Origin of the sequence: Streptomyces scabiei 87.22 (assembly GCF_000091305.1) — a bacterium.
GTDB lineage: Bacteria > Actinomycetota > Actinomycetes > Streptomycetales > Streptomycetaceae > Streptomyces > Streptomyces scabiei.
On record NC_013929.1, the window covers coordinates 4804056 to 4825785 of the forward strand.

Below are 21730 nucleotides of genomic sequence, written 5' to 3' on the forward strand. Positions count from 1 at the left end.
GACATGCATGCGATTCCGTAGTGCCACGCTGGCCGCGACGCTCGTGGCGGCCACCGTGACCCCTCTCGCGCTCTCCCTCTCCGCGGGCCCAGCCGCCGCCGCGCCCGCGAAGTACGCGGACGACTTCAACGGCGACGGTCACCGCGACACCGCGGTCTTCTCGTACGGCACCGAAACCCGTTTCAGCAAGGGCGGCGGCGTCCTCGTCACCTTCGGCACGGCCGACGGACCCGGAACGAAGACCCAGTTCATCGACCAGGCGAGCGCGGGCGTCCCCGGCGCCGACGAGACGGACGACTTCTTCGGGGAGATCCGCACGGCGGCGGACTTCGACAAGGACGGCTACGGCGACCTCGCGGTCTCCGCCAACGGCGAGAACGTCGGCACGTACAAGGACAAAGGCACGGTCACCGTCCTCTGGGGCGGCCCGAAGGGCCTGTCCGGCGGCACGACCGTCCCGTTCAAGGGCCCGAAGGGCGTCTCCGGCGAGGCCCGGGACTTCGCCACCGGCGACTTCGACGGCGACGGCTCCCCGGACCTGGCCCTCGTCCGCGACAGCAAGACGTACGTCTACCGGGGCGCGTTCACCAGGTCGGGCGTGAAGGGCGCGGTCACGGTCCTCGACAAGGACACGTCGAGCTTCTACTCCACCGCCGTCGTCTCCGGCAAGATCGACAAGGACGGCAAGACCGACCTGGTCGTCATCGGCGACGTCGTCACCCCGGAGTACATCGCCTCCGACGCCTGGTTCATCAAGGGCGGCAGCACGAAGCTCTCCCCGGGCAAGACCCTCCGCCTGGAGCGCGTGAACGGCAACGGCGGCCAGGCCGAACGCGGCGGCGACGGCGTCATCGCCGACTTCGACAAGGACGGGTACGGCGACATCGCCATCGGCACACCGGTCTACGACCGGTCCAAGGGCCGCGTGACGGTCTGGTACGGCTCCGCCTCCGGCCCGTCGGCGTCGGCCCGCTTCACCCAGGCCACGTCCGGCATCGCCGACACCCCGGAGTCGTACGACGCCTTCGGCGACTCGGTCACCGCCGGTGACGTGAACGGCGACGGCTACCGCGACCTCGCGGTGGCCGCCCCGGGCGAGGGCGTGGGCGGGAAGGACGGGGCGGGTGCCGTCCACGTCCTCTACGGCGGCCCGTCCGGTCTGACGGCCAAGGGTTCCCAGTTCCTCACCCGCGGCACGGCGGGTGTCCCCGGCGCCGTGACCGCCGGCGAGTACTTCGGCCACACGATCCGCCTCCGCGACACCGACCGCGACGGCAGGGCCGACTTGTACGTGCTCGCCGAGAACGGTTCCCTGGTTCTGCGGGGTTCGTCGAAGGGTGTCACCACCACCGGCGCGACGGCCGTGGACGGCGACACGATCCGGGGGATGCTGCAGTAACCGCCGCCGGCCGCCCGTGCGGCAGGCACGGTCGACGCACCGGCCGGGGGCCTTCGCGCGCGCTCGCGAAGGCCCCCGGCCGCGCGAGACAATGACCCCCACAGCAGGAAACCGTCACAAGCAGTGGAAAGCCGGCGATCCCCATGGCCGAACATCCGAACGCGACGCTCGTCCGCAAGGGCTACGAAGCCTTCACCCGCGGCGACTTGGACACCCTGCGCGGCCTGATGGCCTCGGACTGCACGCACCACATCCCCGGCAGCCACCTCCTGTCGGGCGACCACAAGGGCCAGGACGCGATCATCGGCGTCTACCAGCGGCTCTTCGAGGAGACCGACGGGACGTTCCGCGTCGAGCTGAGCCATATCTGCGTGGACGGCCGGGGCCACGCCGTCTCCGTGCACCGCTACACCGCCGAACGCGGCGGCAGCCGGATCGAGCAGAACGGCTGCCTGGTCTTCCGCATCGTCGGCGACAAGATCACCGACATCGACGAGTGCCAAGAGGACCTGGACAAGGAAGCCGCGTTCTGGTCGTAGGCCCGGCTCCGGTCGTAGGCCCGGCTCCGGCCGGGCCCAACCCCTGCCGCGAAAATCCGCACGGGGCGGCGAGACTTCCGGCCCCGCGCGCACAACCCCGCACGGCCTCCAGGTGTCACACAGGTGAACGAGCCACACCCTCGACATTCGGCCACCCACCTGGAGCCACCCGTGCACAGACGGACGCACCGACGGACGTACGCCCTGGCCGCCGCCACCGTGGCGGCCTCCACCGCCACCACGGCCGCCCTCGCCCTGACCTTCGCCACGACCGCCGCCGCGGCCCCGCGCACCGAACCCGCCCCGACCCCCACCGCCGTGACCAGCGACTTCAACGGCGACGGCTACGCGGACCTCGCCGTCGGCATGCCCGACGCGACCGTGAACGGCAAGGCGAAGGCCGGCTACGTGAACCTCGTCTGGGGCGGCAAGAAGGGCCTGGGCGCGCACGGGAGCATCCGGGTCAGCCAGGCCACCGCCGAGGTCCCCGGCTCACCGGAGACCGGCGACCGCTTCGGCGCGTCCGTCCTGCTGCAGGACCTCAGCAACGACGGCATGGCGGAACTGATCGTCGGCACCCCCGGTGAGGACTTCGACAACGGACCGGGCACCGACGCCGGCGTGATCATCGTCGTCGGCGGCGCCAAGAGCGGCACGGGCCCGGGGTCCAACACCATGGTCGGCCCGTCGGCGAAGTCGGCGTACGGCATGTCGGTGGCCGCGGCCGACCTCACCGGTGACCACCAGAGGGACCTGGTGGTCGGCGGCCGGGACACGGTGGCCGTGCACGCGGTCGTCGACAACGGCGAGAACGACGTCATCACCACCGTCCTCACCACGCCGATGGGCGGCCGCGCCCCGGTCCTCGCCACCGGCGACTTCACCGCCGACGGCGTCGACGACCTGGCCCTCGCCTACCACACGGTCGACGCCCCCTTCACGCAGTCGCACGTCCGGCTGTGGTCGTGGGACGAGTCCGAGCGGCGCATGGCCAACATCTGGAACTCCGACAACGGCGCCGCCTCCGCACTCGCCGTCGGCGACTTCGACGGCGACGGCCTGGACGACCTGGCCCTCGGCGAGTGCCGCGAGATCGCCGACGAGAACATCGACGACCCGTGCGGCCCCGAGTCGTACGCCAAGGGCGGTGGCATCCACCTCCTCTACGGCGACAAGAAGTCCTTCGGCCTGCGCTCGCAGACCCTCAACCAGGACACCATCGGCGTGTACGGCGTCGCCGAGCCCGGCGACCGCTTCGGCGCCTCCCTCGCCGTACTGGACTGGAACCGCGACGGCCGCGACGACCTGGTCGCGGGCGCACCCGGCGAGGCGATCGGCACCCGCAAGGCAGCCGGCGCGGCCACCCTGCTGCTGGGCCACGAGGGCGGCATCGTCGACCGGTTCGGCGAGGCGACGTCCGTCCCGTACCACCAGGACCGTCCCCGCGTCCCCGGCGTGGCGGAGAAGAACGACGCCTTCGGCACCGCCCTCGCCACCGGCGACTACGACAAGGACGGCGTCCCGGACATGGCCGTCGGCGCGCCGGGCGAGAACGCGGGCTCCGGCGGCGTCTGGGTCTTCCCGAGGGCCTCCGTGACACACTCCCGCGCCCTCACCCCGAAGAACCTCGGCCTGCCCTCCCCGGCTTCGGCCCTGTCGTACGGGAGGTACCTGAGCAGCCACTGACATCCCGGGGGGACAGTGGTGAGGCAGCAGTGAGGCGCTGGTGGGGGCGCCGGGTGACGTGTCGGCGGGCGGCCGGGCCGACCTGCGCGAACCCGCGCAACGGGCCGTCCGCCCGCACCCCTTACGCGTCCCTGACGATCCCTTAGGGGATGTCACAGCTCGGCCGCAAAGCCGGGCCGGTCGGCCCCGGCCCGGCACGCTGCCGCCCGGGACCAGGTACGTTCGATGACGTGGCTGGATTCAGGATCGGACGCGGCCGGGACAACGGCGCTCCTCAAGCGCGACCGCACAACCCTCCGTACGGACAGCAGGCCCCGCAGGCCGGCGGCCCGTCGTACGGCTACCCCCAGACGCCCCCGGGGCCACCGCACGGCGGCGGCCGGGGCGGCGGTCAGGGCGGCTGGCCGCAGACGCCCGGCGGCGGGCACCCCGGCGCCCAGGGAAGACGCGGGAACCACGGAGGCCAGGGCAACCACGGCGAGCCGGAGTACTTCGGCGACGGCGGCGGGCACCCCCAGGGCGGCGTCGACCCGTACGCGGCCAACAACCCGGGGCACACGCAGATGTTCTCCGTCGGCGAGGACCCGTACCAGCAGGGCGACACCTACCGGGCGGGCAACGCCCCGGCGGCCCCGCTCGGCCCGCGGCTGCCGTGGAAGGCGCTCCTCAAGGGCATCGTCACCAGCCCGAACCAGACGTTCCTGGTGATGCGCGACTACGCGGTGTGGGGCCCCACCCTGATCGTGACGTTCCTGTACGGCCTGCTGGCCGTCTTCGGCTTCGACGGCGCCCGCGAGGACGCGATCAACGCGACGCTCTCGAACGCCGTGCCGATCGTCCTCGTCACGGCCGTGACGATGGTGGTCAGCACCTTCGTCCTGGGCGTGGTCACCCACACCCTGGCCCGCCAGCTCGGCGGCGACGGCGCCTGGCAGCCCACGGTCGGCCTCTCGATGCTGATCATGTCCGTCACGGACGCGCCCCGCCTGGTCGTCGCCATGTTCGCGGGCGGTGACGCCCCGTTCGTGCAGATCCTCGGCTGGATCACCTGGGTCGCCGCCGGTGCCCTCCTGACCCTGATGGTCGCCAAGTCCCACGACCTCGCGTGGCCGAAGGCCCTGGGCGCGTCGGCGATCCAGCTGGTGGCGATCCTGTCGCTGATCAAGCTGGGCACCTTCTAGGCGGGACATCTCCCGACGCTCACGAACAGGGCCCCGACGCGGTCACCGCGCCGGGGCCCTGCCGCTTTCCCCGAACAGACCGCATACCCAAACCGGACCGCATGCCCAAACGGACCGCATGCCCAAACGGACCAAATACTCATATAAGAGCCACATCATCATCATTAATTTACATACCGTCGGATAACGTCATCGCGACCTGAACCACTCAAACCTCCACAAGGAGTGCGTGTGAAAGCTCGCTTTGGCATCCGCCGGGGAACGGTGCTCCTGACCACCCTGCTCGTCGCCCTGTCCGCCGCCATCCTCCCCGGGACCGCCACCGCCGACGGGAACGGCGACGGGGACGAACACGGGGACGGCCACCAGGGCCGCTCGGACCACTGGGGCGTGATCACCCGCAACACGATCGGCTCCCCCGTCGCCGAGCTGCGCAACGGCCCGTTCGGCTCGTTCGGCGTGCTGGGCCCGGAGGGGAGACCGCCGTACGGCCGGGGCAGCCTGGGCATCGAGGTGGCGGGCAGCACCACCACCACGCCCGCCACCAACGAGAAGGTCGACTTCGGCAATGAGGTCGACTTCTTCAGCAGGCCGGTGTCGAGCCTCAAGGAGGTCGGCTTCCATGTGTTCCAGACGGGCGAGAACGTCGACTACGGCGGCCCGACCAACATGCCGAACATCAGGTTCGAGATCGACCCGAACCTGGCCGCCCCGAACGCCGGCATCACCTACTCCACGCTCGTGTGGGTACCGGCCGCCGCCCCGGTGACCAACCGCTGGACCGACTACCTCGACGCCACCGAGACCGGCACCTGGTTCCTCACGGGCGCCGCGGGCGTCCAGACCAACTGCGAGCAGTCGGACCTGTGCGACTTCGACGCGGTGATGGCAGCGCTCCAGGACGGCGGCGAACCGGCGACCATCTACAGCGCCGCGGTCGGCAAGGGCCGCGACTTCATGTGGATCGGCGCCGTCGACGGCCTCCGCATCAACGAGACCATCTACGACTTCGAGCCCTGGGGCGTCCGCCCCCGCCCGGCCCCCTGACCCCTCGCACCCTCTGCCCTCCCGGTCCTTCCGGGCGGCGTCGGCCGGCCCCACACTCCCGGCCCCGCGTCCCGCCGCCCGGATCGGGGCCCACCCCTCCTCGACGCCACGGCCTCGTCGAGGGTCAGCCCCCGGCCGGGACCACGGGGCCGAAGGAGGCGGCGGCGATCTGCTGTATGTACCGCATCTCGGCGCCGTCGAAGCCGGTGGGGTTGAGGGAGTAGACGATCTTGCGGGAGAGGTCGCGGGTGGAGAACACCCCACTGGTGTAGCCGGGACGGGAGCCGGTCTTGCCCCAGACCACGACCCCGTTGGACGCCTTGACCCGCATCAGCCCCATGGCCATGCAGGCCCGGCCGGCATCGGTCTCGGTACGGCACTGGCTGTTGCGGACACTGGGGACGTCGGGAACGGTGAACAGCTCGGCCTGCTGGGCCGGCGGAAGCAGGCGCCCCCGGAAGAGGGCGGTCAGGAAACGGTCGAGGTCGGCCGGGGTGGAGATCATGCCGCCCTCGGCCCAGGGCCAGGGACTCTGGTCGGTGACGTCCACCGGACGTGTGGTGCCGTCCGCGGCCTTGGTCATCAGGTAGCCATGGGAGTGCGGGCTCGGCAGGCGCGGATCCCGGGCGTCGGGGACATAGGTGTCGCGCAGGGCGAGAGGCCGGGTGATCCTGGACCGTATCTCATCGGCGAAGCCGTGCCCGGTGACCTTCTCGACCAGCAGGCCGGCCACGTAGTAGTTCATCCCGTTGTACTGCTGTGCGGTGCCCGGCGTGAACTGCATGGGCTGGCCCGCCATCAGGTCGATCACCTGCTGCGGCGTGAAGCTCTTCAGACGGTGGGCGGCGAACCATTCGGGGCTGTCGTCCCCGAAGTCGGGGCTGTCGGCACCCCGCGGAAGACCGCTGGTGTGGTTGAGCAACTGGCCGACCGTGACGGGCGGCAGACCGGCGGGCAGGACACCCGGCACATACCGCTGGACGGGCTCGTCCAGATCGATCCGGTGCTCGGCGGCGAGCTGGAGGACGATCGTGGCGGTGAAGACCTTGGAGATACTGCCGATCCGGATGTGCGCGTCGGGCGGCACGCCCCGGCCGGTCTCCAGATCGCCCACACCCGACGTGCCCGACCAGTGGCCCGCGCGCCCGGTGATCCGCAGCAGCGCACCGGTGACGTCCGCGTTCGGCAGCCCGCCGATGGCCGCCTTGAGCGCGACCGGATCCAGCCCCGGCAAGGACGCCGGGGCGGTGGCGTGCGTGGGGCCCGAAGCGGCGGCGGAGGCGGGAACGGCCACTCCGGCGGCCAAGGCTGTCAGCAGGCTTCCGCAGGCGGCCGTGGCGGTCCAACGGGTCAGGCGGGTCCGACGGGTCCGACGGGCAGAGCTGTGCATGATGGGGCTCCCCAAAACCGTGGCGTGGGCACCGGCGACGTACCGGCCCGGCCACCAGTCTCATCCGCACCGGCTGCCCGTCTCATCAGGGATGACCCCTGATCAAACCCTGATCGAACCCTGGTACCTGACCCCATGTCAGCCCGCTCGACGCCCCAAGGAGACAGGGGATCAGGTGGGGAAGCAGCTCTGGCAAGTCGTCGTAGCCGGTGGCGATCGGCGTGTCGAAGGAGGTCGCGGTGCCCGCGCAACAACGCCACCGGGCCGTCAACGTCGTCCGAGGACAACCTCGCTGTGAAGTGACGTCCGCGGCCCGGACAGAAGCCAGGTCAGAGCGCTTCCTTCGACGGCACGACAGGCTCCCCCGCCTTACGGACCACAGGCAGGACGCTCCACGGAAAGTTGATCCAGTCGTCCGTCCGCTTCCACACGTACTCGCACTTCACGAGCGAGTGCGACTTCTCGTAGATCACCGCGGACCGGACCTCGGCCACGGCGTCGAGGCAGAAGTCGTGGACCAGCTTGAGCGTCTTGCCCGTGTCGGCGACGTCGTCCGTGATCAGGACCTTCTTGTCGGAGAAGTCGATCGCGTTCGGAACCGGCGCGAGCATGACGGGCATGTCGAGGGTCGTGCCGACGCCGGTGTAGAACTCCACGTTCACGAGGTGGATGTTCTTGCAGTCCAGGGCGTAGGCCAGCCCGCCCGCGACGAAGACGCCGCCCCGGGCGATGGAGAGGATGATGTCGGGCTCGTACCCGTCGTCGGCGACGGTCTGCGCGAGTTCGCGTACGGCGGTGCCGAACGCCTCGTAGGTGAGGTTCTCGCGTGCGGGCGCGTCGCCGCCGGTCCCGGCCGACCGCCCGGTGCTCATACCTGGGTCCGGTGGAAGTTGAGGAAGGAGCGGGAGGCGGTCGGCCCGCGCTGCCCCTGGTAGCGGGAGCCGTAGCGCTCGCTGCCGTAGGGGAACTCGGCCGGCGAACTGAGCCGGAACAGGCACAGCTGCCCGATCTTCATGCCCGGCCAGAGCTTGATCGGAAGCGTCGCGAGGTTCGACAGCTCCAGGGTCACGTGCCCGGAGAAGCCGGGATCGATGAACCCGGCGGTGGAGTGGGTGACGAGCCCGAGCCGCCCGAGGGAACTCTTGCCCTCCAGCCGCGAGGCGAGATCGTCGGGGAGGGTGATGACCTCGTAGGTGCTCGCGAGCACGAACTCGCCCGGGTGCAGGATGAACGGCTCGTCGCCCTCGGGCTCCACGAGCCGCGTGAGGTCGGCCTGCTCGACGGACGGATCGATGTGGGGGTACCGGTGGTTCTCGAACACCCGGAAGAACCGGTCGAGACGCACGTCGACACTCGACGGCTGCACCATGGATTCGTCGTACGGATCGATGCGTACCCGTCCGGAGTCGATCTCGGCCCGGATGTCCTTGTCTGAGAGAAGCACGCCCCGAGGATACGCAAGGCGCGCGGGCCGCCCCTAACCAGCCGGACGTACCCGCGCGCCTGTCCCTGCCCTGCCCGCTTCCACAGCGTCCACGACCGCGACCGGCCGCTTCCGCCACTTCTCCTGCTACGGCCTGCTACCGCTCGCTACTGCTGTTGCTGCTTCCGTCACCGCTTCTGCAGTGCCACCGGTACGACACTGCGCAGCCGGGCGCAGCGCGGGCAGCGCATGAGCCGACCGGGGCCGAGGCGTTCGGCCTGCTGCATCGGGAACGAAGCGGTGCTGAACATGTGCCCATCGGCACAGCGGACGACGGTGCGCTCCATCAAGTCCAAGTGTCCCTTCCCCAAGAGGCGCGTCTGGCTGTCGACCTACGTCGACCTGACGACGAACCGCCACATTACGGGATACTTGGGACGGCCCTCCAGGCGGCACTCCGATCCCGCCGAAGGCCCACCCGGACCCTCTTCCGCGCCTCCACCGTACGCCCCAACTCCCGCGCCCCGCAGCCCTGTCCCCACCCCACGAACACAACCGGGCCCCACGCCTTCAGCGCGCGGGGCCCGACATGAGGTAAAGTAACGATGCGTTCCGACACCGGCACCGACCGGCGTCTTACGCGGGTGTAGTTTAATGGTAGAACATCAGCTTCCCAAGCTGAGAGCGCGAGTTCGATTCTCGTCACCCGCTCTTCTTGAAGCCCCAGGTCAGTGGCCTGGGGCTTGTGCGTTGGCGAGGGTTTCTCCGCAGCAACAGGCCACTGGGCGCACGAAGATCGGGCACGTGGAGGGCACGCCGGACACCTCTCTCGTGGCCCAGGCCGCCGCGGGCTCGTTGGGACAGCCTGAGGTCTACCGTCAGCGGGCCTGCTGGACCTCGGCCGGGGAAGCCGATCGGGCAGGCGTTCCCGAGACGGCGTTCTTCCGGCCGAAGCTCGCTTCCCAAGCTCGGCGGCTCGTCGGCGGATCCGGCTGGGAGTCACCTGGTCGAGGCTTCACGGGATCGGGGCCGGAGCGTGATCCGCTCCGATGGGCGGCTGGGGTATCAGGCCGCCAGCTTGTTGAATGTGCGGATCTGCTGGTCGAAGAGTCGGGTGGGAGCGATGCGGCGCAGCAGGCTGATGCGCCGGGCGGCCGGGCCGGCGGTGGAGCGCAGCCGTGGTTTGTGTGCGGTGGCCGCGGTGACGACGGCGCGGGCGACGACGGTGGGGGCGTCGCCGCCGGTGACCGCCTCGGCGACCACTCGGTCGACGAGGCGCCGCTGTTGCACGTAGACCGGCAGCGGAGTGTCGGGCTGTACGAGGTTGCCTTCGAACGCGGTGTCGGTCCCGCCGGGCTCGACGAGCAGGACCCGTACGCCGAACTCACGGACCTCGTGGTCCACGGACTCGGAGTAGCCCTCGACCGCGTGCTTGGACGCGATGTAGGCGGCCATGAAGGGCTGGGGCATGAAGCCGTAGATCGACGACAGGTTGATGATGCGGCCGCAGCCCTGGGCGCGCATGTGGGGCAGGACGGCCTTCGTCATGCGGATGACGCCGAGGACATTGATGTCGAAGACGTGCTGGTGCTGCGCCAGGGAGCTTTCCTCGGTGGCGCCCGCCGAGCCGATACCGGCATTGTTGACCAGGACGTCGATCCCGCCGAACTGATCGATGACCTGCTCGACGAGCGTGGCGACCGAGGCGTCACTGCTCACGTCGAGGTCGAGGAAGGTCACGCCGTCGCGGGGGGGGTGACCTTCGAGGTGTTCCGGCTGGTTCCGATCACCTCGAAACCCGCTTCGGCAAGGGCGAGGGCCGTGGCCTCTCCGGTGCCGGAGGACACGCCTGTCACCAGCACTACAGGTCGTTTCGTTGCCATCATGTGCTTCTGGGACTTGCTCATGTTCACAACGGCGTGCGGTTTTCGCAGAGTTCTCGTCGGCGCAGGCAGGGAAGGACAGGGGTCCCTCACGGCATCCTGACGACGACCTTTCCGGCCTTCGCGCGCCCTGCCGCGGCGTACTCCAGCGCTTCCGGGGTCGATTCGAATGGGAAGACAGTGTCGACGACGGGTCGGATCTTCCCGGTGTCGATGAGCCCGGTGAGTTCACGAAGTTGGTCTCCGCTGGCCTTCATGAACAGAAAGGAATAGGTGACGCCACGTCGCCGGGCGCGTCGTCGGGTCTGGTAACTCAGTGCCGACATCGCCAGCCGGATGATCGGATTCGCGCCCAGCTCCCTGCCGAAAGCGGCGTCGGGAGGGCCCGCGACACTGATGATCTTTCCGCCCGGTTTGAGTACGTCCAGAGACTTTTTCAGGGTCTTTCCACCGAGCGCGTCGAGGACCAGGTCGTAGTCGTGCAGGACGGTCTCGAATGCCTGCGTCCTGTAGTCGACGACGACGTCCGCGCCCAGACTCCTCACCACGTCGATGTTGGCCGTGCTCGTGGTGGTGGCCACCTGCGCACCCAGCTGTTTCGCCAGCTGGATGGCGATCGTGCCCAGGCCGCCGGAGCCGGCATGGATGAGGACCTTCTGGCCCGGCTGGACGTGGGCTCGCTCGACCAGCGCCTGCCACGAGGTCAGGGCGACCAGGGGGAGGGAGGCGGCCTCCTCCATGCTGAGTGTGGCCGGTTTGATCGCCAGGTCGTCCTGGTGCACCGCGATGAGCTCGGCGAAGGTGCCCATGCGGTCCTTGTCGGGCCGTGCGTAGACCTCGTCGCCCACCGTGAACCGCGTGACGGCCGCACCCACCCTGACCACCGTCCCGGCCAGGTCGTTGCCCAGGATGAACGGGACGCGGTACGGCAGGACCGTCTTCATCTTCCCGTCCCGGATCATCCGGTCGAGCGGGTTGATGCTCGCGGCACGAACCTGGACCAGTACGTCGTTCGCGCCCGGCTCCGGGTCCGGCGCCTCACCGGCGCGCAGCCCGGCCCGGCTGCCGTAGTGGTCGACCAGGAAGGCCCTCATCGTCGTCTCCGTTTCCTGCCGCAGGCAGCCCCGGGCCGCCGCACATCGTGCGCATGAGGAGCGGGAGCTCTCGATCCGGCGTCTGTTCGACGGCTGGATGCTCTCTGGGGAGGCACGCGCCGAGAAATTAAATTACGAACATAATATTAAGGACCGGGTCGATGGATCGCAACTCGGCCCTCGCGTCGGGAGGCGAGTGCACCCGCCGGGAGGTGACGGCCGACGGCCCACCGGGACAGGTGCCGCCTCGCGGGGATGGCCCGAGCGGCCTGCCCCGCTCGACCCGCTTCATCCATGGGTGCCGAGCCGTGTCGACGCCACCCCCTGGGACAAGGGCGACCGCCCCGGTGACTTGCACCCGATGAAATTACGGTCATACTTCAATTGACGACCAGCAGATCGCAGCCGCAGCCAGGCGACCCGGGGAACTGCGCGCACTTTCCAACCGAAGGGCACAGCCGTGAACGACGCACAAGGCGTACGAGGCGACGTGGTGACCTCGTACAAGAACGCACCGAACCGCACCCTCACCACCGGGGGCGTCACCTTCGCCTACCGTGACCTCGGTCCCAGGACCGGCGTCCCGGTGGTCTTCATCACCCACCTCGCCGCGGTCCTGGACAACTGGGACCCCCGTGTCGTGGACGGCATAGCCGCCAAGCACCGGGTCATCACCTTCGACAACAGGGGCGTCGGCGCCACCACCGGATCGACTCCGAAGACCATTCAGGAGATGGCGAAGGACGCCGTCACCTTCATCCAGGCGCTCGGGCTCGATCGCGTCGACATCCTCAGCTTCTCCATGGGCGCCATGATCGCCCAGGTGATCGTGCAGACCGATCCGCAACTCGTCCGCAGGCTGATCCTCGCGGGCACCGGTCCGGCGGGCGGCGAGGGCATCAAGAACGTGACGCGGGTGTCGCATCTCGACACCCTCCGGGCGTTGTTCACCCTCCAGGACCCGAAGCAGTTCCTGTTCTTCACGCGCACCGCCAACGGGCGTCGAGCCGGAAAGGAGTTCCTGGCCCGGCTGAAGGAGCGCACCGAAGGCCGGGACAAGGCGATCTCCCTCACCGCGTACGGCGCCCAGCTCAAGGCCATTCACCGCTGGGGCCTGGAGCGGCCCCACGATCTGTCCCGCGTTCACCAGCCAGTGCTAGTCGCCAACGGCGAGAGCGACAGGATGGTTCCGACATCGAACTCGGCGGATCTGGCGCGGCGACTGCCGAACGCCGAGCTGGTGATCTACCCCGACGCCGGCCATGGCGGCATCTTCCAGTTCCACGAGCAGTTCGTGTCGGCAGCCCTCGAGTTTTTCGAGCGGGCGTAAGGGCTCAGCGCCGACGCGTGAGCGGACGCCCACCGCCCACCGCCCACCGACTCACTCTCAGCTCATGAACGTGAGAGCGTTCTCGATTCCCTGTTCCAGAACCTCGTCAGCGAAGCTCTGGTCGGAGAGAGCGCGGGACAGTTGCAGCGTTCCCACCATCATGGTGTAGAGCCCGATGGCCTTGCCGCGAGCGGATTTCGGATCGCCAGGTGCCAGCCGGGCGGCGATCTCGTCCAGGATGGCGCTCGCACCCTCGGTGTAAGCCTGCTTGGTCGCGCCTTCGCAGCGGCCGATCTCGTCGAGCAGGGCGGCGGAGGGACATCCGGTGCCCGGCTGGTCGCGGTGTCCGGGTGACAGATACTCGCGAACCAGGTCCTCGAGTCCGAGGCGACCTGGCCGCAACGTGTCGTAACTCGCCACCTGTGAGCGCAGTTCGGCCGCGACGACATGGGCGACGAGATCGTCCTTGGAATCGAAGTGGGCGTAGAAGGCTCCATTGGTGAGCCCGGCGTCCGCCATCAGGGTGGAGACGCCTGATCCGTCGATCCCGTCCCGCTTGAACCGGTGGCCGGCCTGCTCGATGATCCGTCGCCGCGTAACCTGCTTGTGCTCCTTGGCATAGCGCGCCACGAGCTTCCTCCATCACTCCGTAAGGCCGTTGCCTCGCCTTCAAGGCTGGTCAGTGACCTGATATTCATAATATTACGATCGTTAGGCATGGTCGGCCGGCCTACGACCGTTCGGCAGGCCATACGGCGTTGGCATCTGCCGAAGGCCGGGTGCGTGACGGTCGGTGGACCGGCATCGCCAGGTCGTCAACGGCAAGAAGGGCGGACCGGGTTCCACCACCTGCCGGGCCCGGCGACACGCGGCCGGGGTGCGCAAGAAGACCCCGAGGGTCCCGGGAAAAGGTGCGCGCCCGGGCAGCAGCTGAGGGGTCAGCTGGGCGCACGCAACTGCTCCGTGCACTACGGTGCGACCGTGCGCTCCCGGCTGCCATTCCAGATCACGTATGACCAGGTCAGACGCTATCCGGCTCCTCAAGCGCCGTCGCTTCCCAAGCTGAGAGCGCGAGTTCGATTCTTGTCACCCGCTCCATGAAGAAGGCCCAGGTCAAAGACCTGGGCCGTTTTGCTGCCCGCTGCGATCACTCGCCGCGTGCCAGATTCGTGCCAGAAGGCTGGTCGCGCTCCTTCCCCTTGGCCGCAGCCATAGCCTTCCGCACGGTCGCGTCCAGCTCGGCGGCGACCTCTTCTTGCCGCTCGTCATCGGAGTGCTGGTAGATCAGCGCCGCTTTCTCCGAGGACTGGCCGGCACGCACCATGGTGCCCTTGAGCGTGGCCCCGGAGCGTGTGGAGAGCGTGTGCCCCGTGTGCCGGAGGTCGTAGAACCGGAAGCCCTCCGACGTCCCGAGAGGTCGACGTCCCGGCGGCGGAGGCCGGCCACTTCCTCGGGCCGCATCGGCCCGTACGCGCCGAGATGGACCATGAGCCGCCACCGCATCCCCACCGCCTCGGCGAGGGCATCGACCTGGGCGACGGTGGCAGCTGGCGACGGCTTCGTAAGCTCAAGAACGGCTGACCGGTGTCAGGGCAGGCCAGGACACCAGCAGGCTGCTTCAGCACGTTGGTACTCTCCGCATCTACGGCGAGGAGGGGAGATGATCGTGGGAGCAGCGCCGTCGAGTCCTCCGAGCCGCTGGTTCAGAGGAACTGGCTTTGGTGTCCTCTTCGGTGGGCTGACTGCGGTGGTGTCCATTGCTGCCATTGGGAATGCATGGGCTGCTTGTGACATCGGCAACGGCGTGACCAACGGCATGACTTTGCTGTTTCTTGTCCCTCTCATATGGATCGCTGCTGCGGTTCCGTGGGTGGTCCTGCACAGCACCCTAGGAAAACGTCATCGCAGGACAGCCCTGACTGCAGGGCTCATCTTCACCCTGTGGTTCACCTGGTTCCTTGTCACATGGCTCGGCATGCCGGACTCCTACCCCGCCCCGTTGTGCCCGGGCAACGTCCCACCCTGGTGGCCGAGCTTCATCCCAGCATGACTCCGGCGTAGCACGTGTATGGCCTCGGCAGCGGCAACCTACTCAACCCAGTGCCCCCGACCTGCTGCGGTACGCCAGCAAGATCGTGTTACGAGCTCTAAGCCGGTGCTCATCAGGCTCGGCCTTACCGCAGGCATGCCAAGTAGGGTGCCTCTCATGACCGCTTCTGCTGATCACGTCGGCAGCAGACACGAGCTCTACGAGCTGCGACCACCTACGAGTAGTCGGTGGTAGCTCCGGTCCGGCCGTCGACCCCACCATGCGGCCGGCAGAGCCGATACCGGACCGGAGTCGTTGCCCTCTTCGCCTGCCCCATGCCCGGAGGTCCGCCCGACTACCCAGCGTCTGAGGAGTGGTGCGAGCTGTGTCAAAGGCCATGCGGCTGACCGCGCAAGGGCCAGAGTGTGGCCATCGGCTGCACTGACAGGGGCGCGCCCGGCCGTGGGTGGCCGGGCGCGCCCGTGTTGTTGTCAGGGTGTGCGCGTGGTGTGGGGTCAGTGGTGGCGGCCGCCACCGTTGTTGTTGTGGTGCCCGCCACCGTTGTTGTGGTGCCCGCCACCGTTGTTGTGGTGCCCGCCGCCGTTGTTGTGGTGCCCGCCACCGTTGTTGTGGTGCCCGCCGCCGTGGTGGTGGCCCCAGGAGTCGCTGTCGATGTAGCGTCCGCGGTCGTTGCGGAGGGTGGCGGTGTCGCGGTTGTCCCAGATGTAGCGGCGGCTGTCCTGGTAGAGGTCGGTGTCGGTGTCGCGGCCGCGTCCGGTGTGGATACGGACCGTGGTACGGCCTTCCAGGCGGTAGTCCTCGAAGGTGTAGGTCTTGCCGTCCTCGTTCTTCAGGGTCCAGCCGTCGAGGTTGACGCTGCGGCGGGCGTTGTTGGTGATCTCCACCCACTCCCGGTTCAGGGAGCGGTTGGAGCCGTCGTCGTGGCCGGGGGAGTTGTACTGGACGTCCGAGATCGTCACCCTCGACCGCTCAGGACGGGCGTGGTCGGCGGCCGACGCCGGCAGCGTGACCATGGAGACCACGGCGCCGGCGGCGAGCGCGGCGGCGACGAGGCTGCGGGCGGTGACAGAAGCGGAAGCGGAAGCGGACATGAGTCCCCCTCAGGGTGCGGACACCATCCCCGACAGCCTGAACAGGCCCCGGGATCCGGTGTGGTGTGCGTCGGCGACCGGCTGGCCGCACACACACCTTGTCCACACCACCGGACACCCACGGGCAGAACATGACCTCTGTTACCTGCTGACCACATTTCCATTACCCTCAAATGCAACGCTCACTTATGTCGCATATGGTCGCGTTGACGTACCCACAGGTCGCGGGAGGTCTTGCGGGGATTGGGGCAGGGCCTCTCTCCGCCATGGTGCGCCACCCTGCTGGGATTCCGGGCCGTCACCCGAAAGTGAGTAACAGCAGAATGGGTCCGCGAACCCGCTCAGACCAGCTGCCGGTGGCTTCGTTCATCTCCAGTGCTGTGACCGCACAGGTTCGCCGGGTCGGCGGTCGTAGCTTTGGATGTGCGGTGACCTCCGATCCGACCGCTGGAGGCGCGATCACCGGCGCCCACCTGGTGTCCCTTGTTCGCGCGGGAGCCAAATTCGAAAGCGGTGTGCTGGTCGAACCTGGCACGGTGGCGGCATGAACCCGCCGCCCCTCTCTCGGACATCTCCTCACCACGGTCAGGTGATCGTCCTGACCGGGCCGCCCGGAGCCGGCAAGAGCACCGTGGCGCAATTGCTGGCCGATCACCTGACCCCCAGCGTTCACCTGCACAGTGACGACTTTTGGCGCTCTATCAAGCGGGGCTGGATCGCGCCTTACCTGCCCGAAGCGCACGAGCAGAACCAGGTGGTTCTGCAGGTACTGGTCTCGGCAGCGTTCGGCTACGCCGAGGGCGGCTACCAGGTGATCTGCGACGGCATCGTCGGGCCCTGGTTCATCGACTTCTTCCGCGTGACGGCCCGGGAGCGGGCCCTGCCGCTGAGCTACGTCATCCTTCGGCCGGACAAACACACCACACTGGAACGGGCAACGAGCCGGGCCGGCGACGCGTTGACCGACCCCGAGCCGGTTCGCTCACTGCACGGCCAGTTCAGCAACCTGGCCGCTTACGAGGCCCATGTCCTGGATTCCACCACCCTGACCTCTGAGGCAACCGCCGACAGCATCCTGCGAGGCGTCGCGAGGGGTGCCTACCTCCTCGACCCGAGCGACAGCATCACCGACGCGAACGACTCGATCTACAAGTCTTGACAATGGCTCCGCCCGCCGTCGTGGCTGACTGTCGTCGGCTGAGGCTCAGACACTCCGGGGCGAAGAGGCCGTGCCATTCGCGTGCCAGATCCGGCGGGGAACCACGGGGAACAGCGGGGACTGGATGTGGGTGCAAACCGGGCTACAACAGCACTCCGCCGCAGGTCAGCGCAGCAACCGCCCCAAGAGACCCAAGCTCCCCAAGCTCCCCAAGCTGAGAGCGCGAGTTCGATTCTCGTCACCCGCTCCATAATGAAACCCCAGGTCAGTGGCCTGGGGTTTGTTTCTTATCTAGACCAATTCGGGGGTTGCGCGCCTCCGCGCGCCCCTAAATCGAGGCCACGCACTCCTTTACCGGACCCTCGGACGTCACTTTGCCTCTCCAGCCCACGACCGCCTCAAATGACGAGGCGCATTTCATGTGACCCGCAGCATAGGTCGAGTGAAGGGCGGCTAAGAAGCCATCTCATTTGGATGACTCGGTATTCTGTGGGTCATGGTGGGGATCGTTGAGCGGCTGGTGCCGGACGAGTTGTGGGAGTTGTTCCAGCGGGTGGTGCCGGAGGCGCCGTCGCGGCCGCAGGGCGGTGGTCGGCGTCGGCACGGCGACCGGGAAGTACTGGCCGCGATCGTCTTCGTGGCTACGTCGGGTTGTACCTGGCAGCAGCTGCCTTCGGCGTCGTTCGGCCCCTCCGGAGCGACCGCCCACCGGCGGTTCGCCGAGTGGACGAAGGCAAGGGTGTGGGCCAGGCTCCACCGCCTGGTCCTCGACGAACTCGGTGCCCGCGGTGAGCTGGACTGGTCGCGGTGCGCGGTCGACTCGGTGAACATGCGGGCCCTGAAAAGGGGGACCTGACGGGTCCGAATCCTGTCGACCGGGGCAAGTACGGATCGAAGATCCACCTGATCACCGAACGGACAGGTCTGCCCATATCTGTCGCCATTTCCGGGGCCAACCTGCACGACAGCCAGGCCCTGATCCCGCTCGTGAAGGGCATCCCGCCGATCCGCTCGCGCCGAGGCCGACGACGGCGCCGGCCCGGCAAACTCCACGCCGACAAGGGCTACGACTACGCCCACCTGCGGCGATGGTTACGCAAGCGCGGCATCACCCACCGCATCGCCCGCAAGGGAGTCGAGTCCTCACAACGGCTGGGGCGCCACCGCTGGATCATCGAACGCACGATGGCATGGCTCGCCGGCTGCCGCCGCCTCCACCGACGCTACGAACGCAAGGCCGACCACTTCCTCGCCTTCACCAGCATCGCCTGCACCCTCATCTGCTACCGCAGACTCACCAAATGAGATGACTTCTAAGTCGCTTACGGGAAGGGACACTTGCGCGGCGCTGGTATGGCCGGGCGGTTCACCATGCCCGGTACGGCCACCGGGTACGCCGGTTCCCGAAGACGTCGAACGACAGCGCGCTGTGGTCGCCCCATGCAGAAGGGGACACCGTGCAAGCCCGCGGGAGATCGGCAAGGGCTGCCGGCACCGTGCCACCCGAGGGAACCGGTCGTCAGGGCGTTGCAGCAGTTCGCGGGCTTCGTTGCCCACCTGCTCCAGGCGGGCGACGGGGTGGCTGGGCTGGGAGCACAGGCGAACCGGCCGGCCGTAGCGTTGGGCCCATTCGGCGGTGACCAACTCATCCAGCACCTCTGGTGCGTCGCGGGCCCCCTCTTCCAGCACGGCGCGGACCGCCTCGGTCACCAGGTCCAGGCGGGTCAGCTCCCGTGCGGCGGACAGGACGTGGGCGGGGTCGGTGCGCTGCGTGACGCGCCCCGTTGAGCAGGCCGGCCCGTCGGATCCGGGTGAGTGCGAGGCCCAGTAGCCGGTCGGCGCGGTCGCCTTCGGCGAGTCGGTCGCGGAAGGCGGACAGGTTCATCATGTACTGCAGCACGCAGACGGTGGCGAACTGGGCGGGTGAGAGCTCAGGGCGGCCGTCACGCGGGTACCAGACGGTGCAGTCCCCGTCACTGCAGAGGCCGTCGAGGCGGTCACGGATCCTCGCAGTAGTCGCATCCACACTCGTTGAGATACGGGACAGTCCACATGCACCTCGTCACCTCCCGGTAGTCCACGGAGGCCACCGAGTCGGGCAGGAGGATCGGCAGGGGAACCGCGTCCTCGTAGATCTTCTCGGCGTCTGCCGAGTACCGGATGTAGGGCAACAGCACGGAGCTGTACATCGCCTCCGCCGCGGCCGTGCCGCGGCGGGCTGCCACCTGGTCCTTCCAGGTCAGCGGCGACGTGCCGGTGAGGATCAAGCGCTTGAGTGTCGGCCGGCCGGGGACGGACCGGCTGCCGCGGTTCTTGTCGCGGACTCGCTCCAGTTCGTCCGTGAGCCGCTTGACCAGCTTGACGGCCTTGGGGTCGGCCTTGATCGACGGGATAACGGAGTCCTCTTCGTCCAGCATGCGCAGCACGGAGGAAGGCATCTTGCCGTAGCTCGCCGGGAAGTCCAGGTAGAAGACCGCTTCGTCGCCCTTGTAGGAGTGCAGGATCTCGGCGAACCAGTCGTTGCGGTCCGCGTCCTCTGCGATGGCGCGGTCCGCGTCGGCCATGGCGGGGCTGCCGGGCACGACGCGCAGGTTCTCGATGGGCTCGAAGTCCTCTTCGGAGTCGTCGCCGTCGCCGATGCGGTAGCGGGCGGGCAGCGCGACCTCGTCCAGGGTGGCCCTGCCGTAGAACAGGTCGATCGCGGTCTTCTTGCCCTTGAGGGCGGTCTCGTCGTAGCCGAGGACGGTGGTCGACGACATGTTGCTGTCGAGGTCGAAGACAACGCCTGGGTAGCCGTCCAGGGCGGCAATGACGGCCATGGACGTGGCGCTGGTGGTCTTGGTGGACCCGCCGCCTTCGATGATGTATGCCCAGATGAGGGGCCAGTTCCGGCCCTTGGGGCGGAAGCCGGAGTCGTACCACCACCAAGACGACAGATCCGGGTCCAGGGTGTCCTCGCTGCGGTCCGTGTCGGTGTACAGGACCTCTTCGGGAGCCACTTCGGGCTTGGACTCGGCGCTTTTACGCTTGAGCCGCGGGAGCTCGCCTGCCATGAGATCTCCAGGACTGCAGTGGGACGGGGGGCGAGGCTAGCGTTTCCGGACCCTTCCCCGCCCAGAATTTGCGCTGGATACGGCGGGAGGTGGCTCGCTCCTGGATGGCGGGGTGGATCGACAACGCCGCGCTGATGCTTCGGTGTTGGCCCGGGTGTCGCGTGTTTCCACTGGTAACGCGAAAAGGGCGCTGGCCTCCAAAGCGATGGAGGCCAGGGCCCTCGTCTGCGCGAGCTCAGCCGCGTCAGGCTGCCCAGGTGGCGGGGCTGCCCGCGTCGGGGTTGGGGATGTCGGCGGCGGTTGCCGATGCGGCTGGGTGTCGCATGGTGGTGATCGGGACGGCGCCGGGTTCGGCGTCGGGTGCCCGGACCATTCGCCAGGTGTCGTCCCACTCGCAGCCATGAACTACTACGCGGCGCAGGCCAAGACCGCCACCGGGTGGATCAAGTCCCGCTTCGAAAGCTGCCAGAAGCGCCCCTTCGATCTGGTCCTGAGGGACATCAGGGGCACCACCACGCTCGGCCGCCTCAAGTTCGACCAATGGGTCCTCGGCTTCGCCTACGACGGCAGTCGGCGCGTCGACTACGCCGCCGGCATCGAGAACATATGGGTCCAGCCCATACCCAGCGAAGATGCCACGAAATGGCGGCTCGGCCAGCACTTCCGCCACAGCATCAACGCATCCGACAGCGATCCGGACCCCAAGGTGACCGCGCCTCAGACCGAGGCCCGTGACGAGTTGCTCGGCGTGTGGGACAGCAGGCCTCACTGGACCCTCACGTACACCTCCCCGGACAAGGGCGCTCTGTACGATCAGGGCAATCAGCAGCGCGCCCTCTCGACCGTTTCGATGGACCTGAGTGCCAGCTCCCCCAATGCTGCCCCCTTCACTGGGGGAGGCAGCGTCTACAACTCGAGCGTTCGCTACGACTACGCCGGAAAAATCGCGGGCACGTTCAAGGGAACGGTCTTCACCAAGGCCCGTGTGGAACTCGTGATGAGCCAGAAGCCGGCGGTCAACGAAAGCGCCCTGCACATCTACGACGCCCTGAACCGCCCCGAGCGGACCTTCCCCTCCTGGCCCGGTAAGAGCGTTCCAGGGGTCAAGGAACCGCTGCACCGGCTGGTCGACAAGGAGAAGCAGAAGAACAACCGCACCCGCTCGATCAAGGAATGCGGGAAGGTATGGGGCGACTACGCGGGAACCGACCTTCAGTGCGACGAGTACCCCTTCGCCTCCACGAAGGAGGGTTCCACCAAGGGTGACAACCGGTTCTCCGTCCGGCTGATCGACGGCGCCGACAATGAGACCGGCGGTCGCAGGCTCGACCAGATGTACACCCTCAACCGGATCCTGGACGGCGACGCCTTCTACATGAAGATCACCAACTAGCAGAAGGGCAGC

Annotated in this window: 18 protein-coding genes, 1 tRNA gene and 2 pseudogenes; 11 read left to right on the forward strand and 10 right to left on the reverse strand. The window is 68.3% G+C overall.

Going from position 1 to position 21730, the window contains the following annotated elements; translation table 11 throughout:
- Positions 1-7 precede the first annotated feature (7 nt).
- The 5 genes from SCAB_RS20290 (at position 8) to SCAB_RS20310 (ending at position 5852) form a co-directional block, all read left to right on the forward strand.
- Positions 8-1399, forward strand: a complete 1392-nt coding sequence (locus tag SCAB_RS20290; RefSeq protein WP_013001945.1) for an FG-GAP and VCBS repeat-containing protein — start codon at positions 8-10, stop codon at positions 1397-1399.
- Positions 1400-1542: 143 nt separating this feature from the next.
- On the forward strand, positions 1543-1938 hold the full coding sequence (locus SCAB_RS20295) for a nuclear transport factor 2 family protein (protein WP_013001946.1): 396 nt from the start codon (positions 1543-1545) through the stop codon (positions 1936-1938).
- A gap of 171 nt (positions 1939-2109) precedes the next feature.
- Entirely contained in the window at positions 2110-3624 is a 1515-nt protein-coding gene (locus SCAB_RS20300) for an FG-GAP repeat protein (protein WP_013001947.1), read from the forward strand.
- A gap of 149 nt (positions 3625-3773) precedes the next feature.
- On the forward strand, positions 3774-4805 hold the full coding sequence (locus tag SCAB_RS20305) for a Yip1 family protein (RefSeq protein ID WP_086022877.1): 1032 nt from the start codon (positions 3774-3776) through the stop codon (positions 4803-4805).
- Between the two features lie 231 nt (positions 4806-5036).
- The gene (locus tag SCAB_RS20310) at positions 5037-5852 is read left to right on the forward strand and encodes a hypothetical protein (RefSeq protein ID WP_231885096.1); all 816 of its coding nucleotides are present in this window, start codon (positions 5037-5039) and stop codon (positions 5850-5852) included.
- Between the two features lie 124 nt (positions 5853-5976).
- On the opposite strand, the gene SCAB_RS20315 is transcribed toward SCAB_RS20310, so the two are convergent.
- The 4 genes from SCAB_RS20315 to SCAB_RS49070 all read right to left on the reverse strand — a co-directional run bounded on the left by SCAB_RS20315 (position 5977) and on the right by SCAB_RS49070 (position 8976).
- Positions 5977-7242 carry a serine hydrolase domain-containing protein gene (locus tag SCAB_RS20315; RefSeq protein WP_049875748.1) on the reverse strand — a complete coding sequence of 422 codons (1266 nt, stop codon included), beginning with the start codon at positions 7240-7242 and terminating at the stop codon, positions 5977-5979.
- 329 nt (positions 7243-7571) lie between these two features.
- On the reverse strand, positions 7572-8114 hold the full coding sequence (locus tag SCAB_RS20320; protein ID WP_013001951.1) for a phosphoribosyltransferase: 543 nt from the start codon (positions 8112-8114) through the stop codon (positions 7572-7574).
- Positions 8111-8686, reverse strand: a complete 576-nt coding sequence (dcd, locus tag SCAB_RS20325) for a dCTP deaminase (protein ID WP_013001952.1) — start codon at positions 8684-8686, stop codon at positions 8111-8113. The genes SCAB_RS20320 and dcd overlap by 4 nt, the downstream gene beginning before the upstream one ends.
- A gap of 167 nt (positions 8687-8853) precedes the next feature.
- The gene (locus SCAB_RS49070) at positions 8854-8976 is read right to left on the reverse strand and encodes a hypothetical protein (protein WP_267886425.1); all 123 of its coding nucleotides are present in this window, start codon (positions 8974-8976) and stop codon (positions 8854-8856) included.
- Between the two features lie 329 nt (positions 8977-9305).
- On the opposite strand from SCAB_RS49070, the gene SCAB_RS20330 reads away from it, so the two are divergent.
- Positions 9306-9376 (forward strand) — tRNA-Gly (locus tag SCAB_RS20330).
- Between the two features lie 354 nt (positions 9377-9730).
- Here SCAB_RS20330 and SCAB_RS20335 read toward each other — a convergent pair.
- Together SCAB_RS20335 and SCAB_RS20340 are read right to left on the reverse strand one after the other, a co-directional pair.
- Positions 9731-10548 (reverse strand): annotated as a pseudogene (locus SCAB_RS20335) (oxidoreductase).
- Between the two features lie 89 nt (positions 10549-10637).
- Positions 10638-11642: an NADP-dependent oxidoreductase gene (locus SCAB_RS20340; protein WP_013001956.1), complete on the reverse strand. Its 1005-nt coding sequence runs from the start codon at positions 11640-11642 to the stop codon at positions 10638-10640.
- A gap of 460 nt (positions 11643-12102) precedes the next feature.
- On the opposite strand from SCAB_RS20340, the gene SCAB_RS20345 reads away from it, so the two are divergent.
- Positions 12103-12972 (forward strand): alpha/beta fold hydrolase, encoded by an 870-nt coding sequence (locus SCAB_RS20345; protein ID WP_013001957.1) that lies wholly within the window; start codon positions 12103-12105, stop codon positions 12970-12972.
- A 57-nt stretch (positions 12973-13029) separates the two neighbouring features.
- On the opposite strand, the gene SCAB_RS20350 is transcribed toward SCAB_RS20345, so the two are convergent.
- Both SCAB_RS20350 and SCAB_RS45080 read right to left on the reverse strand, forming a co-directional pair.
- Positions 13030-13602 carry a TetR/AcrR family transcriptional regulator gene (locus SCAB_RS20350; protein ID WP_013001958.1) on the reverse strand — a complete coding sequence of 191 codons (573 nt, stop codon included), beginning with the start codon at positions 13600-13602 and terminating at the stop codon, positions 13030-13032.
- Between the two features lie 517 nt (positions 13603-14119).
- Positions 14120-14556: pseudogene (locus SCAB_RS45080) on the reverse strand (hypothetical protein); the annotation flags it as partial.
- A 76-nt stretch (positions 14557-14632) separates the two neighbouring features.
- Here SCAB_RS45080 and SCAB_RS48585 point away from each other — a divergent pair.
- The gene (locus SCAB_RS48585) at positions 14633-15022 is read left to right on the forward strand and encodes a hypothetical protein (protein ID WP_078580160.1); all 390 of its coding nucleotides are present in this window, start codon (positions 14633-14635) and stop codon (positions 15020-15022) included.
- 494 nt (positions 15023-15516) lie between these two features.
- On the opposite strand, the gene SCAB_RS20360 is transcribed toward SCAB_RS48585, so the two are convergent.
- Positions 15517-16113 carry a lamin tail domain-containing protein gene (locus SCAB_RS20360; protein WP_013001960.1) on the reverse strand — a complete coding sequence of 199 codons (597 nt, stop codon included), beginning with the start codon at positions 16111-16113 and terminating at the stop codon, positions 15517-15519.
- Between the two features lie 589 nt (positions 16114-16702).
- On the opposite strand from SCAB_RS20360, the gene SCAB_RS20365 reads away from it, so the two are divergent.
- Together SCAB_RS20365 and SCAB_RS45945 are read left to right on the forward strand one after the other, a co-directional pair.
- Positions 16703-17272 carry an AAA family ATPase gene (locus SCAB_RS20365; RefSeq protein WP_013001962.1) on the forward strand — a complete coding sequence of 190 codons (570 nt, stop codon included), beginning with the start codon at positions 16703-16705 and terminating at the stop codon, positions 17270-17272.
- 496 nt (positions 17273-17768) lie between these two features.
- A protein-coding gene (locus SCAB_RS45945) for an IS5 family transposase (RefSeq protein WP_397962632.1) occupies positions 17769-18577 on the forward strand; the annotation gives its coding sequence in 2 pieces (ribosomal slippage) (positions 17769-18117 and positions 18117-18577; 810 coding nt in all).
- Between the two features lie 692 nt (positions 18578-19269).
- Here SCAB_RS45945 and SCAB_RS20385 read toward each other — a convergent pair.
- Positions 19270-20325: a ParA family protein gene (locus SCAB_RS20385; protein ID WP_106437283.1), complete on the reverse strand. Its 1056-nt coding sequence runs from the start codon at positions 20323-20325 to the stop codon at positions 19270-19272.
- Positions 20326-20725: 400 nt separating this feature from the next.
- Between SCAB_RS20385 and SCAB_RS20390 the strand changes: the two genes are divergently transcribed.
- Complete coding sequence (locus tag SCAB_RS20390) at positions 20726-21718, forward strand: NucA/NucB deoxyribonuclease domain-containing protein (protein ID WP_013001966.1); 993 nt, start codon at positions 20726-20728, stop codon at positions 21716-21718.
- Positions 21719-21730 lie beyond the last annotated feature (12 nt).

Coding starts and splice junctions, on each gene's coding strand:
- SCAB_RS20295 (WP_013001946.1), top strand. CDS start 1,543: ATGGCCGAACATCCGAACGCGACGCTCGTCCGCAAGGGCTACGAAGCC.
- SCAB_RS49070 (WP_267886425.1), bottom strand. CDS start 8,976: ATGTTCAGCACCGCTTCGTTCCCGATGCAGCAGGCCGAACGCCTCGGC.
- SCAB_RS20360 (WP_013001960.1), bottom strand. CDS start 16,113: ATGTCCGCTTCCGCTTCCGCTTCTGTCACCGCCCGCAGCCTCGTCGCC.
- SCAB_RS20340 (WP_013001956.1), bottom strand. CDS start 11,642: ATGAGGGCCTTCCTGGTCGACCACTACGGCAGCCGGGCCGGGCTGCGC.
- SCAB_RS20320 (WP_013001951.1), bottom strand. CDS start 8,114: ATGAGCACCGGGCGGTCGGCCGGGACCGGCGGCGACGCGCCCGCACGC.
- SCAB_RS48585 (WP_078580160.1), top strand. CDS start 14,633: ATGATCGTGGGAGCAGCGCCGTCGAGTCCTCCGAGCCGCTGGTTCAGA.
- SCAB_RS20315 (WP_049875748.1), bottom strand. CDS start 7,242: ATGCACAGCTCTGCCCGTCGGACCCGTCGGACCCGCCTGACCCGTTGG.
- SCAB_RS20385 (WP_106437283.1), bottom strand. CDS start 20,325: ATGGCAGGCGAGCTCCCGCGGCTCAAGCGTAAAAGCGCCGAGTCCAAG.
- SCAB_RS20390 (WP_013001966.1), top strand. CDS start 20,726: ATGAACTACTACGCGGCGCAGGCCAAGACCGCCACCGGGTGGATCAAG.
- SCAB_RS20305 (WP_086022877.1), top strand. CDS start 3,774: ATGTCACAGCTCGGCCGCAAAGCCGGGCCGGTCGGCCCCGGCCCGGCA.
- SCAB_RS20290 (WP_013001945.1), top strand. CDS start 8: ATGCGATTCCGTAGTGCCACGCTGGCCGCGACGCTCGTGGCGGCCACC.